The 14,950-nt window shown below is 52.0% G+C and carries 12 protein-coding genes and 1 pseudogene; 6 read left to right on the top strand and 7 right to left on the bottom strand.

The genetic code is table 11. The features are described from left to right. Positions 1–23: 23 nt before the first annotated feature. From dpaL to PsWM33_RS18340, 3 genes are all read right to left on the bottom strand, one after another. Positions 24–1,205: a diaminopropionate ammonia-lyase gene (gene dpaL, locus PsWM33_RS18350; RefSeq protein WP_063301178.1), complete on the bottom strand. Its 1,182-nt coding sequence runs from the start codon at positions 1,203–1,205 to the stop codon at positions 24–26. Between the two features lie 98 nt (positions 1,206–1,303). Continuing rightward, on the bottom strand, positions 1,304–1,687 hold the full coding sequence (locus PsWM33_RS18345) for a RidA family protein (RefSeq protein WP_057464574.1): 384 nt from the start codon (positions 1,685–1,687) through the stop codon (positions 1,304–1,306). Positions 1,688–1,692: 5 nt separating this feature from the next. Further along, positions 1,693–2,391 carry a helix-turn-helix transcriptional regulator gene (locus PsWM33_RS18340; RefSeq protein ID WP_063301172.1) on the bottom strand — a complete coding sequence of 233 codons (699 nt, stop codon included), beginning with the start codon at positions 2,389–2,391 and terminating at the stop codon, positions 1,693–1,695. Between the two features lie 323 nt (positions 2,392–2,714). Between PsWM33_RS18340 and PsWM33_RS18335 the strand changes: the two genes are divergently transcribed. The 3 genes from PsWM33_RS18335 (at position 2,715) to PsWM33_RS18325 (ending at position 6,799) form a co-directional block, all read left to right on the top strand. Beyond that, on the top strand, positions 2,715–3,881 hold the full coding sequence (locus PsWM33_RS18335) for a M24 family metallopeptidase (RefSeq protein WP_063301171.1): 1,167 nt from the start codon (positions 2,715–2,717) through the stop codon (positions 3,879–3,881). Positions 3,882–3,996: 115 nt separating this feature from the next. Further along, entirely contained in the window at positions 3,997–5,559 is a 1,563-nt protein-coding gene (locus PsWM33_RS18330) for a BCCT family transporter (RefSeq protein WP_208987890.1), read from the top strand. A 76-nt stretch (positions 5,560–5,635) separates the two neighbouring features. Beyond that, on the top strand, positions 5,636–6,799 hold the full coding sequence (locus tag PsWM33_RS18325) for a M20 aminoacylase family protein (protein WP_063301170.1): 1,164 nt from the start codon (positions 5,636–5,638) through the stop codon (positions 6,797–6,799). 484 nt (positions 6,800–7,283) lie between these two features. On the opposite strand, the gene PsWM33_RS18320 is transcribed toward PsWM33_RS18325, so the two are convergent. The 4 genes from PsWM33_RS18320 to PsWM33_RS18305 form a co-directional block, all read right to left on the bottom strand. Further along, positions 7,284–8,396 carry an ABC transporter ATP-binding protein gene (locus PsWM33_RS18320; RefSeq protein ID WP_063301169.1) on the bottom strand — a complete coding sequence of 371 codons (1,113 nt, stop codon included), beginning with the start codon at positions 8,394–8,396 and terminating at the stop codon, positions 7,284–7,286. 10 nt (positions 8,397–8,406) lie between these two features. Further along, positions 8,407–9,294 (bottom strand): carbohydrate ABC transporter permease, encoded by an 888-nt coding sequence (locus tag PsWM33_RS18315; RefSeq protein WP_063301168.1) that lies wholly within the window; start codon positions 9,292–9,294, stop codon positions 8,407–8,409. Further along, positions 9,287–10,195, bottom strand: coding sequence for a carbohydrate ABC transporter permease (locus PsWM33_RS18310; protein WP_057464584.1), 909 nt, complete (start codon positions 10,193–10,195; stop codon positions 9,287–9,289). The genes PsWM33_RS18315 and PsWM33_RS18310 overlap by 8 nt, the downstream gene beginning before the upstream one ends. Positions 10,196–10,267: 72 nt before the next feature. After that, on the bottom strand, positions 10,268–11,515 hold the full coding sequence (locus tag PsWM33_RS18305) for an ABC transporter substrate-binding protein (protein WP_063301167.1): 1,248 nt from the start codon (positions 11,513–11,515) through the stop codon (positions 10,268–10,270). Between the two features lie 204 nt (positions 11,516–11,719). On the opposite strand from PsWM33_RS18305, the gene PsWM33_RS18300 reads away from it, so the two are divergent. The 3 genes and pseudogenes from PsWM33_RS18300 to PsWM33_RS28490 all read left to right on the top strand — a co-directional run. Continuing rightward, on the top strand, positions 11,720–12,436 hold the full coding sequence (locus PsWM33_RS18300; RefSeq protein ID WP_208986705.1) for a response regulator: 717 nt from the start codon (positions 11,720–11,722) through the stop codon (positions 12,434–12,436). A gap of 27 nt (positions 12,437–12,463) precedes the next feature. Then, positions 12,464–13,876, top strand: coding sequence for a sensor histidine kinase (locus tag PsWM33_RS18295; protein ID WP_063301166.1), 1,413 nt, complete (start codon positions 12,464–12,466; stop codon positions 13,874–13,876). Positions 13,877–14,812: 936 nt separating this feature from the next. Beyond that, positions 14,813–14,950 (top strand): annotated as a pseudogene (locus PsWM33_RS28490) (sugar kinase); the annotation flags it as partial.

Below are 14,950 nucleotides of genomic sequence, written 5' to 3'. Positions count from 1 at the left end.
CAATTTTGCATGCCGATTCACAGTTAAAGAGGCAAGGCGCCTTCCCAGACGATTTTTCTGTAACGTTCAGGGTTGGTGTCGCCCTCCGTGCTGAAGATCAATACAACACTCTCTTCGTTGAGGCCGGCTTTTTGTGCCAGTTCGGCATACTCTTCTTTCGCCCTCAATGCATAAAGCAGGCCGATGTTCAAAGCACCGGACACGCCGCCAGTGATCGCAGGATCATTTTTAAGCGGATTGCCAAGAATACGCATGCCAGTTGCGGCAATATTATCTGTGGCTGAGATGAAGTGATCGCCACAGTCCCGTAGGATTGGCCAAGTGATCGGATTTGGTTCACCACAGGCCAGACCGGCCATAATGGAGGTCAGGTCACCCTCAACAGCCGTCATCTCACCATTCTCGCTGGAAACAGATTGATAAAGGCAATCTGCAGCGCGTGGCTCGCTGATTACAGAGGTAAAGTTCTCAGGTCCGTACGCATCTGCAAGATAGCCCAGAACACCACCTGCCATGGCTCCGACACCAGCCTGAAGCATGACGTGAGTTGGTTGAGCATCGTCCAGCTTGGCGAGTTGATCAGCTGCTTCTCCAGCCATTGTCATGTAGCCCTGGGAGATCCAGGTTGGTATCTCTTCATAGCCATCCCAGGCAGTGTCCTGAACAAGCTCCCAGCCGTTCTCTTCAGCTGTTTTATTCGCCAACCGAACAGTGTCATCGTAGTTCACATCGGTCACGATACAGTCGGCACCTAAACCTCGGATGCGCTCGACAGCTGACTGAGGCGAGCCTTTTGGCATGTAAACAACAGCCTTCTGACCCATAGCGCGCGCAGCCCATGCGACACCCGTCCCATGGTTGCCAGCTGTTGCTGTTGTAAAGACCATAGGGCGCTCAAACTTTTGAGAGACAGTCTGCAGATCAATCTCCGAAATATCGAGATCCAGCTTCTTCGCAAGCAAGCGGCCAAGGGCATAGGAGCCGCCAAGCACCTTAAAGGCATTTAGTCCGAAACGATGAGACTCATCCTTCACATAAATTGCTTTGACGCCCAGTTCCTTTGCTAAGGCAGGAAGGCTGGTGAGGGGAGTTGGCTCATAACCTTGGATCTGGCTATGAAACTCACGCGTTTTCTCTGCAACTTCAGTCGTGAACAGTGGACTGGTTTCACCTGTGCGGAAACGATTGCTGCGTATCTTAAGCATCTTGGTCTCTTCAACAGCTTGGGCAAGGGAAGGAGAGCTGCGCTCGAAGAAAGTGGGGACCTCTATCTCAGAGCGCAGCAACAGGAATGTGGTGCAGCTTATTTGACGTACGCGATTGCTTCGACTTCAACCAACGCGTCTTTCGGCAAACGGCCTGCCTGAATGCAAGAGCGTGCAGGCGCACCTTCAGTGCCAAAGACTTCCGTGTAGACTTCGTTGAACGCTGCAAAATCTTCCATTTTAGCGAGGAAGCATGTGGTTTTCACCACGCTGTCGATGCCAGCACCAGCTTCTTCCAGCACAGCCTTCAAATTGGCGAGTGACATTCTGGCCTGCTCAGTGATGCCACCTTCAGGAAAGGCCATTGTTTTTGGATCAAGCGGCAATTGACCAGAAGTGAAAACAAGGTTTTCCAAAACAGTTCCCTGAGAATACGGTCCGATTGCAGCTGGAGCGTTTTCTGTCGCAACTAATTTTTTCATTCTACTTACTCTTTGCTAGTGATCTGAGTTTTTGATTCTCGGATGTACTTGTAGATGGCGTGTCGCGTGATCCCGAGTTTTTCCGCCACAAGCACGGTTGCTTCTTTGAACTCGAAAATGTCCCGTTCAAGAAGCAGTTTGGTGACAGCCTTGTTGCTGGCTTTTTGTGTCACCGATGGGTCTGCCTCCACATCTCTGATCGCCTGTTCCAAGGCACCCAAAATGACCTCAGTTGAGTTGGTGCTGAAGCGTTCTGGTGTTGTTTTCTCTGCAACTTCAGCAGTATCTGGAGTGAAGGTGCTGATGATCTCTGAGAAGGGCAGGGATAGATTGATGTTCAGGCAGAACAAACCAATCGGTTTGCCTGAAGCGCCAAGGATAATCGTCGTTGCTGATTTAAGCAGCTGCCCCTCAGCATTATGCGTAAAGTAGGCTTTCGGTGTCAGGTTGCCTGTCTCCTGATAAACCCGCAGCATCTTCAAACCGAGGTCTGTTATGGGAGACCCGATCGTCCGACCCGTCATGTGTCCGTTGACGATCTTGGCGACAGATGTTTCCAGGTTTTTGAGAGAATGCACCACAACCTCACAGTGTGGCCCGATCAAATCCGCGACTGTTTCTGCAATGCGAAAGTAGTTTGCAAGACGATCATCATCATCTTCAAAGAGACATTCTACATTTGTGAAGTCATTGAGGTTGATCATAGCTGTTTTCTCAAAGCTCGCCTGAGTACGTAATAGGTTCCTTGTGTTGGTAACCACGTTTCCCGGTGTTTGCAATGAAAAGTTCACTTCATTTAACTGTAAAAGCTAATTTTGAGCCGAAATGCGTAGTAGTACTGATATTTTATCCACTAGAGAGGACGGAAATCTAGAAATTTATATGTATGAACGCCTATTAGAGTCTAATATTGTTGACTGAAATGATATTGTATTAAATATGTAACTCAAAGGTTGGTTGAACCCATTTGCGTTCACAAATTTGCAATTTCGGGTCCGGCCACTCTGTCATAAAACGGGAGCACATCATGTCAGAGTTTTCTTTGAGGGGCTTTGAAGTTTCAGAATTTGAAAGCCGGACAGCACGCCTGCAAAAGGTGATGCATGAGCAAAAAGTGGACGCTGTCCTTTTCACGACAGAACCCAATGTCCGCTATTTCTCTGGTTTCTTCACTCAGTTTTGGCACAGTCCAACACGTCCTTGGTTTCTGATTGTGCCTCTTGAAGGCAAGCCAATCGCGGTTATTCCAGAGATTGGCGCCACTGGAATGGCGGCAACATGGATCGATGATATCCGTACCTGGGCATCACCATGTCCTGAGGACGATGGCATTTCTCTGGTTGCCAAGGCCATGAATGATCTTCCTAAAAAGTATGGTCGTGTCGGTGCGACGCTCGGGATTGAATCCTACCTGCGTATGCCAACAAACAACTTCCTGGAACTACGTGACAAGGTTGAGTCAGAATTTGTTGACGTAGCGCTTGCAATTCACAATCTTCGCCAGATCAAGTCTGCGGCTGAAATCAACAAAACCCGCCAAATCTGCCGTATCACCAATCAAGCCTTCGACCTCATTCCAAACTACGCAAAAACTGGAATGACCGAGCGCGAAATCTGCAAGCAGTTCAGAATTGACATGCTCACGGCAGGTGCGGATGAGTGCCCTTACATTATCGCAGGGTCCGGTCCCGATGGTTATGACAGCATCATCATGGGCCCAACAGACCGCGTGCTGAATGACGGTGATGTTCTCATCATCGACACAGGTGCAGTCAGAGATGGTTACTTCTCAGATTTTGACCGCAACTGGGCGTTTGGCTCTGCAAGTGAAGAGACGCTTGCTGCTTATCGCGCAACATGGGAAGCAACAACCAAAGGCTTTGAAGCCGCCAAGCCGGGCAACACGACCACAGACATCTACAATGCAATGTGGAGTGTACTGGAAGCAGCCGGTGCTCTTGGTAATGACGTAGGCCGCATTGGCCACGGTCTTGGCATGGAGCTGACAGAGCGCCCATCTCACACAGCAACCGACAACACTTTGCTTGTGCCGGGTATGGTTCTGACTTTGGAACCGGGCATGAACTACGCGCCAGGAAAGCAGATGGTTCATGAGGAAAACATCGTCATCACAGAAGACGGCGCAGAGTGGCTCACTGAGCGTGCTGCACCGGAAATGATCATCATTAAATAACAAGCATGAGCCGTCCCCTCGGGGCAGGGAGACGGCTTCCCTCCTATGCAGTCAGGATAATTTGCTTCGGCATTGCTTATCCTTAGCGCTGTAGCGGTTAACTCAGGGGAGAGTTATGAGTAACCAAGCTGTACAACAACTAAAACAAGGTAAGATGCTCTTTGCCAGCACGATGACATTCATTGTTGTCGTGGTTTTGTCAGGCATCCTGTTCCCGGATCAACTTTATAATGTGGGTGTAAGCACAATGAACTATCTGACCGATAAATTCGGTTGGATCTACATGGCGGGCTCCTTTGCCTATGTCATGGTGATGTTCTTCTTCGCCTTCAGTAAATACGGTAACATCCGCTTTGGAGCGGACGATTCCAGACCAGAATTCAGCACGTTCTCATGGATTGCGATGCTGTTCTCTGCTGGTATGGGTACTGTAATGCTCTACTGGGGTGTTGCAGAGCCAGTTTACCACTACATGAACCCGTTAGAGACAACCGGCATTGCTGCACAAACACCGGCAGCAGCTGAGTTTGCGATGAAGCAGAGCTTCATTCACCAGGGCATTCAGGCCTGGGCAGCATTCTCCGTGGTTGGTCTGATCCTCGGTTATCTGATGTACCGTAAAGGCGAAAGCGGCCTGATCAGTAACATTTTGCTCCCATGGGGCCGTGATAAAGCAAATGGTGGCTGGGGCAAACTGATCAACTTGGTCTGTGTGTTCGGCGCCATCGCAGGTATTTCTACCTCTCTTGGTCAAACTGGCCTGTCCCTGTCCATCAGCTCCTCTTATCTGATTGGCACACCAGATGGCCCTCTGACTAAGATCATTCTTGTGGGTGCCATCACAGTCATCACCATTTTGTGCACCACCACTGGTCTTGAAAAAGGCATCAAGATCCTTTCCGATTACAACGCCTATCTTCTTGTTGGTTTGATTGTACTCGTCGGCGCGCTTGGCCCAACCACCCAGATGATCAATGTTTACTTTGATACAATGGGTAACTACATGAACGACTTCTTTACTGATGCGTTGATGTTGCCAACCTTTGCCGCTGATAAAGAAACCTCATGGATCGGTGGCTGGCCAATCTACTACTACGCATGGGCAATTGCCTGGGCGCCGTTTGTTGGTCCGTTCATTGCACGTGTCTCCAAAGGCCGGACAGTCCGTGAGTTCATCCTTGGATCCATGATCCTGCCATGCCTCGGTATCTTCCTCTGGGTTGCGTTCTTCGGCACAATCGGCCTTGAAGCCTCTCCGGAAGCATTGGAAGCTGCAGCAGCGTCTTCTAAAGCTGCAACCTTCATCGTGCTGGAAGACTTCCCACTCGGTACCGTCATCTCCATTGGTGTTGTGATTGCTCTGTTCACCTGCTTCATCACATCCATGAACAGCTCAACCTTCACACTCAGCTCCATGAGTGAAGATGGATCCTTGAACCCAAGCAATAAGCAGAAGGTTATGTGGACCATTGCACAGGGCGCTATGGCTTTGACACTGATGCTGGCAACAAAATCTGGTATCGATTTGTTGCAGTCCATCAGCTTGATTTTCGCTCTGCCATTGATGTTTGTGCTCTTCATAGCAATGATCAGTACATTCAAGATGTTCCGTGAAGAATTTACGGATGAAAAGCAAGCCAGTGAGAAAGCACCAGCAATCAAACAAGCTGCCGAATAAAAACAAATAAAGCGAAGAGGCAGCTGTTCCAGGGCTGCCTCTTTGTAAGTTTCTTAGAGGAGGTAAGGGAACTTCAATGAGCAAAATCGAAGAACAAGTCATTGCGTGGCGCCGGCACTTGCATCAAATGCCAGAATTTGGCTTTGAAGAAGTGAAAACATCCGAGTTCATCGCCCAGAAGCTGGAAGAATTCGGCATTGAAGTTCACCGCAATATCGGTCGCACCGGCTTGGTTGGCGTGCTCAAATGCGGTGATAGCGATCGCACAATTGGCCTGCGTGCAGACATGGACGCCCTCAAGATCACCGAGGAAAATGACTTCGCCTATAAATCCCAAACCGATGGGATGATGCATGCGTGTGGTCATGACGGACACACCACCATGCTGCTTGGTGCTGCCCATGAGCTAGCAACGCATAAGAATTTCGATGGAACAGTCTATTTCATCTTTCAGCCAGGTGAAGAGCACGGCGTCGGTGCAAAAGCAATGATCGAAGATGGCCTGTTTGACCGTTTCAAGATGGATGCCATCTACGCCATGCATAACTTGCCGGGCGTTCCGGAAGGCCATTTTGTAACCAATCCGGGCTCAATCATGGCATCGGAAAGTGGCTTTGAAATCGAGATCCTCGCGACAGGTGGTCACGCTGCAATGCCTCACATGGGCACTGACCCAATCGTGGTTGGCGCGCAGATCATATTGGCCCTGCAAACGGTCACCAGCCGTAATTTGAGTTCAATTCATGAACCTGCCGTGATCTCGGTGACGGAGTTCACCACCAACGGCACAACCAACGTTATTCCATCGTCCGCAACCATCAAAGGCGACACCCGCTGCTTTACTGATGAAGCGCTGGCAAAGATTGAAGCTGCCATCGAAAGAGTGGCTGCTGGTCAGTGTGTTTCAGCCGGCGTTGAATACAAATATAAGTTCACCAACACATTCCTCTCCACGATCAACACGCCAAAGGAAACAGCTGTTGCCGTTCGCGTTGCCAAAGCAATCGCCGGAGAAGAAAACGTAGACGGCGAAGCTCCTCCCTTCACTATCTCAGAGGATTTTTCGTACATGCAACGCAAAGTCCCAAGTTGCTACATTCTCGTCGGCAACGGAAAAGTAGGCGAAAAAGGCGGCACAGCCCTCCACAAACCCTTCTACGACTTCAATGACAACATCCTCATGACCGGCGCCCGCTTCTGGACCGAACTCGTAAAAGACCAACTCTCAGAAACAGCCTAGCCCCAGCCACAACCAGTTCCCACCCAGCCTCCCTGTTTCCTTCATCCCCAGAATGAGAAGCAGGGAGGTATTGGGTTGAGAGTGCATCATTAAGTTGGCGTGCACTTTGGGAGAATAAGAGACATTATGTGATCTTCATAGAAGCGCTTGTTAACACAGCGGAAGGAATTATGATTTCTTTGCCTAAATTAGAAACTTTTATACTATGCATTGCGACTTGCAATCATAAAGGTCTTGAAGCTTACTTCAGATATAGAGAGGAGAATAAAACGCTATGCTTTTGAGGAACACATGAGAGGAAAAATCTCAGACCTGCGATACATTATCAGTCTGATAATATTGGTATTTCCTGCGCCGTAATTTGTAATTGTTTTCCATGTTTATTTCTTAACAGTATGCACGGAGAACATATGCCTCTCATGGTTAGAGCTCATGCATGTTGGCGAAGCTCCGATCTAATTGTGATGTCGCTCATTAAAGTTACCTACCCAATCAATTCCTCACTCTCCCCGTCAAATAAACACACTCTCCCCATGTCGATGGCAAAGGTCATGCTCTCGCCGGGTTGGCAGGTGAACAAAGGAGAGACGCGGGCTTTGGCGGGGTGGTTGGCTAGGCGGATGAGGCAGAGGGTGTCGGCGCCGGTGGGTTCTAGGAGGTCTACGTCGCATTCGATCTCTGGGTTTGTGGATTGGGTGAAGGCGTTGTGGGTGATCATTTCGGGGCGCAGGCCGAGGATGATTTTTGTGTTCTCGCGTGTTTCGAGTTGTTTTGAGTTTGGCAGCGGGAGGAAGTAGTCCTTTGGCTCGCCTTTCAGGACGGCTGGCAGGATGACACCGAGCTGAGCATCCTGCTTCACCAGATCCACTTCCACAAAATTCATGGGTGGTGCGCCGACGAAGCCTGCCACATACATGTTCGCTGGTTTGCTGTAGATCTCTTGCGGCGTTCCAATTTGCTGGATCACGCCGTCTTTCATGATGGCGATGCGGTCGGCCAGCGTCATGGCCTCGATCTGGTCATGGGTGACATAGACCATGGTGGCCTTCAAAGACTGGTGGAGCTTCTTGATCTCTGTGCGCATTTCGCCGCGCAGTTTGGCGTCCAGGTTGGAGAGAGGTTCGTCGAACAGGAAGATCTTCGGGCGTCGCACAAGGGCGCGGCCCATGGCGACGCGCTGGCGCTGTCCGCCGGAAAGTTGCGCTGGTTTGCGGGCAAGCAGGTGCTCTATTTGCAGCATGCTGGCGACTTCGCGGACGGTGGCTTTGCGCTCTGCCTTGCTGATCCTGCGCATTTCCAACCCGAACGCGATGTTGCGTTCCACTGTCATGTTTGGGTAGAGCGCGTAGCTTTGGAATACCATGGCGATGTCGCGGTTCTTGGGGTGGACGTCGTTGACCACTTCGCCATCCAGCCGGATGGTGCCATCTGCGATGGGCTCCAGTCCCGCGATGATGTTGAGCAGCGTCGACTTTCCGCAGCCGGAGGCGCCGAGCAGGACGAGGAATTCGCCATCTTTCACATCAAGGGAAATGTCCTTCAAAACTTCGGTTGAGCCAAAGGATTTTGAGGCATGTTCGATGGATATGGTCGCCATAAATGAGCCTTTAGCCTTTGACCGCGCCAGCGGTGAGCCCGCGTACGAAGAACCGCCCAGCAATGATGTAGACAACGAGGGTTGGCGCGGCGGCTATGAGGGCTGCGGCCATGTCCACGTTGTACTGTTTTACACTGGTGGTGGAGTTGATGAGATTGTTGAGTGCGACTGTGACCGGCTGAGACCCGCCTGAGGTGAAGCTGGCGCCAAAGAGGAACTCGTTCCACACTTGTGTAAACTGCCAGATGACCGAGACCACGATGATGGGAACCGAGAGCGGCAGCATGATGTGCCAGAAGATGCGGAAGAACCCTGCCCCGTCCATGGTGGCTGCCCGCACCAGCTCTTGCGGAACGGAGACGTAGTAGTTGCGGAAGAACAGCGTGGTGAAACTGATGCCGTAGATGGTGTGCACGACGATCAAGCCAGTGATGGAGTTGGCGATGCCCAGATAGCCGAGGGTTTGGGCCATGGGCAGGATGACGATCTGGAACGGGATGAAACAGCCGAACAGCATCAGGGCGAAGATGATGTTGGCTCCGCGGAAGCGGAAGAGCGACAGGGCGTAACCGCTTAAGGCGCCGATCAAGGTTGAGATCGCAACCGATGGCACGGACATGATCACCGAGTTGAGGAAGTATGGGCGCAAGCCCTCGCAGCGCACGCCGATGCAGGCGCTCGACCATGCCTCACGCCATGCGGTGAAGTTGAGCTCGTGGGGCAGGTCCAGCAGGGCTCCGGCGCGGATTTCAGCAAGATCCTTCAGCGAGGTGGAGAGCACCACGTAGATTGGGCCTAGGTAGAGCACGGCGGCGGCGAGCAGTAAGGTCCAGATGAACAGGCGGCCAATCAGATGGCGTTTGCCGTTGGCGCCGGGGAGTGTTTTGGGTTCAGCCATGACGCTTTGCCCTCAACTCGGAATACAGATAGGGCACGATGATTGCGGCCACGGTGGCCAGCATCATCATGGCAGAAGCGGCCCCAAGGCCGATCTGGTTGCGGCGGAAGGCCATCTCGTACATGAAGTTGGCTGGCAGTGTGGAGGAGTAGCCCGGCCCACCATTTGTCAGCGCCACCACAAGGTCAAAGCTCTTGATGGACAGGTGCGCGAGAATGACAAAGGCGGAGAGGAACACGGGCCGTAGTGATGGCAGGATGATGCCGAAATAGATGCGGGTGGTGCTGGCACCGTCCAGATGGGCGGCGCGGATGATGTCCTCATCGACAGTACGCAGAGCGGAGAGGAATAGGGCCATCACGAAGCCTGAGGCCTGCCAGACGGCGGCGAGGACCACCACATAGATCGCCATATCGCGGTTGACGATCCAGTCGAACTGGAAGCTCTCCCACCCCAGTTTTTGCATGTAGCTTTCAATGCCAAGGGACGGGTTCAGGATCCATTTCCACGCTGTGCCCGTCACAATGAAGCTGATCGCCATGGGATACAGATAGATCGTGCGCAGTGCGCCCTCAGCGCGGATACGCTGGTCCAGCAGAACGGCCAGCACGCAGCCAATGGTGATTGAGAACAGGATGTAAAGACTGCCGAAAATCAGGAGGTTATGGAAAGCCACGTTCCAGCGGTCCATGGCCAGCAGGCGCACATATTGCTGAATGCCCTGAAAATCAAAGGTGGGCAGCATGCGGGAGTTGGTGAGCGAGATGAAGCCCGTCCATGCAATGAAGCCGTACACAAAGAACACCAGGAGCAGGAACGGCGGGGCTACCACCAGCTGCGGCAAATATCGCTGCAATCTGTCAAGAACAGACATCTGCTTGCGCTGCTGGGGGTTGGACATAGGGTTCTCTTTGCTCACTGGGTGCTGCGGTCTTATCAGGAACTACGCTTTACTCTGACTGCCCGAGGGAAATCAATCTGCTAGGATTACGGTCTCGGCAAGTTGATTGACAGCCTCTTGCGAAGACATATCCGTATTGAAATGCTCTGTGACCACATCCAGAAAAGCCCCACGCACGGCACCGGACTGCACAAGTTCGTGGGCGATGGAGCCAACCACGGTGTTGCGGGCTTCATTGAGAAGAAGGTCTTCGCTGGATTTCATGGCGCATTCATCAAAGCCATCAAGGCTCACGCCAAGTCTGGCGGGAATAGAGCCCTTCAGCAGATTGAAGTCCTTTTGCACTTCTTCATCCAGCAGCATGGAGGCCATCAGTTGCTGTCCAGCTTTCTGCTCAGGGTCTGAGACTTTGAACATGGCGAAGCTGTCGGAGTTGATGATGTAACCGCCTTTGGAGGGAGACGAGACACAGATGAAGTCTTCACCGTATTTGAGGCCTGCCGTCAGAAACTCCGCCTTGGCCCAGTCGCCCATAATCTGCATGGCCGCTTCACCGCGCATCACCATGGCGGTGGCAAGGTTCCACTCACGACCCGGAGCGCCGGGGTCCACATAGGTGCTGAGCTTGCGCATCTGGTCAAACACCTTGATCATGGTCTTTGAGCGCAAAGCGTCCTGATCCAGATCCAGATAGACCTTTTTGTAAAAATCTGCGCCGCCGATCCCCAGCAGCACCACCTCAAACAGGGTCACGTCTTGCCAGGGCTGACCGCCGTGGGCGAGCGGGATAATGCCAGCGGCTTTGATCTTGTCTGCAATCTCGTTGAACTCATCCCATGTTTGCGGAGGTGTGACGCCAACCTTATCCAGCACTTTGGGATTGGCCCAGATCCAGTCCACACGGTGGATGTTCAAAGGCACAGCAACATATTTGCCCTGATACTGAACGGTTTCTTTCAAAAGGTCTGGCAGCAGCTCATCCCAGTTTTGCTGCTGCGCTATGGTGTTAAGCCCTTGAAGCGAGCCGATTTCTGCCCATTCCTGAATGTTCTGACCTTTGATCTGGGCAACGGATGGCGGCACTTGGGCCAGCGCACGGGCACGTAAAACGGCTGCCATGGCGTCGCCGCCTCCGCCAGCAACAGGTGCGTCATCCCAAACACCGCCACGGGCCTCAAACGCTTGCTTGAGCGAAAGGGCTGCGCGTGCTTCTCCACCTGATGTCCAGAAATGCAGAACTTCAGCGGTGGGTGCGGCTTGTGCCGTTATGCTACCGAATAAAACAGCAAGTGCGACCAAGCTGAGACGCGGGCTGCCCATTACATTCTCCCGATGGGTATTCTCAAGGACGCTTCTAGCAAACTCTTTCTTCAATTTATCGCGTATAAACACACAATCCAATGAACTTGCACGTGCAAGACAACCTGACGCATACACATTCCTCTCGCAGCGGCCAAATGTTTTGTTATACAGCACTGAGCCAGAGTGAGCTGGTTGGGACTGAAATGGGTACACCGAGGTATGATGCTCTCGAACAAAACACTGCTGATTGTTGACGATGATGAGGAAATCGCCAGCCTGACGGCAGACTTCCTGAAAGATCGTGGGTACACCGTGTTCACTGCAAACTCTGCAGAGGAAGCCATTGAGCTTCTGGACACCAACCACATTGATCTGATGGTTCTGGACATCATGCTGCCGGGAGAAAACGGGCTGACCCTGTGCCAGCGCGTGCGCCAAACCTCCAGGATGCCGATCATCATTATCTCCGCGATTACAGGTGATACGGAGCGTATTGTCGGGCTGGAGCTGGGCGCTGACGATTATCTGGAAAAGCCGTTCAATCCTCGAGAGTTACAAGCCCGTATCTTCGCTATTTTCCGCCGTACTGAAGACGTTGAAACAGCGGCAGCGCCAAAAGCGCAGCGCTTTGAGTTCGCCGGTTGGAAACTGGATGAGGCAACCCGCCACCTGACCGCACCAGATGGTGTGCTGGTGCATTTGAGCTCTTCCGAGTTCGACGCTTTACTGACCTTTGTGAAGGCACCGCAAAAGCCGATCTCTCGCGATACACTGGGCCGCGTGCTGCGTGGTGCTAAGGTGGATTCCCATGATCGCAGCATTGATATTCTGATCAGCCGCCTGCGTAAAAAACTGGCACAGACGGACCCAAGCACGGATTTCATCACCACAGTGCGCCATCAGGGCTATCTGTTTTCCCAAAGCGTAACGCGGGTGTAGGTCCATGGCACTGAAAAGAGCGTGGCCATGTCAGGATTGATCCTGAGCCTCCTGCCCAGATCCCTTGAACACCGTATGGTTGTGGTTCTCATCACCGCCGTGCTCTCGGTCTTCGTGGTTTTGGGGCTCACGCTCAACGCCTACAACACGCGCGAGTTAGCACTGGCGAACTCTTTTGAGGCCGGTGCGGAACTGAGCCAATACATGCGCGGCACTGCACCCGCTCCTTTTGCGGGTAAGTATCTGCAGGTTGTTGAAGCTGGCAAACCAGTGCTTTCAGGTGATGTCTCTTCTCTTCCTTTGACCTTCAATAACGATGGTCTCAAGCTCGCAGCCGAACTGGTGTTTACCGGTGCTTTGCCCCGGGCAGATCTAATCACGCACGACCAACCCAATCCAGCCTATCAACTTGATAAGCTGGGCGCCTTTGCTCAGGCAGTCACACGGCAGGACAAGGCTGTTCAGCTCTATCTGACGCTTCCAAACCAGCAAGGCAACCGCCTGATCACCTTCCCGAAGCTCTGGCAGGACCGGATGACGGAGCCGGTACTGTTCATCATCGCCGCGCTTTGCATCACTCTGGTGTTTGTGCTGGCCCGCAGCCTCATTCACTACACCGCCGCCCCGTTCCGGTCCCTGGCAAAGTATGAGCGGGCCGAGCTGAAACCGTGGGACACCGAGGAAGCCGTTGCCCTTCAGGATACGCTGGTGCGAGAGCAGGAAGCCCGAGCGCAGTTGCTGGAAGAACAAAAACGCATGCTGGCCTCCATCAGCCATGATCTGCGTACACCTGCCACCCGTCTACGCCTGCGGCTGGAACAGATCGAATCCACCACCCTGCGCAATCGCATGCTGCATGATGTGGAAGAGATGACCCGCCTCATCGCAGCCTCCCTTGATTTCCTCCGGTTCAACGCCTTGCTGGAAGAGCCTCAGCACCTCTCCCTCGCAGCCCTACTTCAGTCTCTTTGTGATGACTACATGGACACGGGCAATGATGTTGTGTTCGTGCCTCAACGCCATAAGCTGACGGACCAAAGCCGCAACATCTTTGGTGGTGGCGGTGAAGTTGAGCTGGAAGTTGAAGGCCGCGCTGTCATGAATGGCCAACCGACGGCCCTGCGCCGAGCCTTTAGCAATCTCATTGATAATGCGCTCAAATATGGTGGTGCGGCCATTGTTGAGATGCAAAATCTTGAGAATGATCAGCTGCTTGTTTCCATCAGTGATCCCGGCCCCGGCATTCCCGACCATCTGCACGAGAAGGTGTTTGAGCCCTTCTTCCGCAATGACAGCGTAGAACGCACCCGTTCCTCCAGTGTTGGCCTCGGCCTTTCCATCGTCAAGCAGATCATCAACGCCCATGGCGGTGAAATCAGCCTTGGCGAAACACCAGAAGGCAAGTTCTGTATTTTTGTGAAACTGCCGCGCGAATTATGACGGATCGCGCCGCCTAGGTACCAATCTAAGCTCTAACGCATTGAACCCAATTGGAAATTTTAACCTGTTTCTGGATACCGGTTGCGTCCAACTTATTTTACTGATCCTGGCACTTATTTCTTATGATTGCTGATAGGATTATGAACGCTATCGCAGGGAATGTAATCCATGGCTGCGCTAACTTTGCGTAGTAAAGAAAGGCGTTTGTTTCGACCCAGACGGAAGGATTTTCTCTAAGGGAGATAAGATATTTAGCATGCTCCTGTTTCTGTGCCACAACGACATCACCAAGAGTTAAGTGAAGTAAGATCGAAGCGATAAAGATCCCCCAGAACAAAATAGCTTCAGTTCTACCAATAGATTTAACTTTACGCATTTCTCAGTTCTCGTTTGTATGGGCCTCAACTGAACTGAGGTCTGGTCGGATTGCCGAGTGAGGCATATGCCCATATTTGACAAAGTATGGAAGAATACAGACAGTAGAAACGGCAGTATGTTTTACATATCGCTGAACCGCTATGCTTAAGAACTTACAGGTCAAATCAGCTTTTAGTGATATTTCAATAGTTACAAAACAAATCAAAATTTGTAGGGCTCATCGCATACAACTAATGGGCGCATCGCCGCTAACACCAGCAGCTTTTGGCGAAGCATATACGAGCCTCCCAGAAAGCGGAAAATACAACGTACTCCCGAACATAGCTTCTTAAGTTAGCGCCTATGGGAACATGCCCTGCGTAGTTTTCCTCATGCCAGCTGTCATTTTGGGGAAAGACCCGCAAAAACAACCTGTAATGTAACAAGTTGATACATCAGGTTTGCGAGCAAGGCACTTTCATGATTTCCCTAGGACATCATTTAGAAATCCGTCGTTAAAAGCGGAAGGTACCATCGCTGCATTTGCGCAGTGTGGCCCGGACTTTAATGGAGTACAGGATGAAAGCGCTATTTATTGGCCAGTCCTACATCGACGTGACCTTTTTGTCAGAGACAATGCCGGAAGGTGACGAAAAGGCAATTGCGCAGGATTATGCTGTCAGCTTTGGCGGCAACGCTGTCACCGCAGCTTTCGTT

It is taken from the genome of Pseudovibrio sp. WM33, from assembly GCF_001623165.1.
GTDB lineage: Bacteria > Pseudomonadota > Alphaproteobacteria > Rhizobiales > Stappiaceae > Pseudovibrio.
This window is presented reverse-complemented; position numbering and strand designations above follow the sequence as displayed.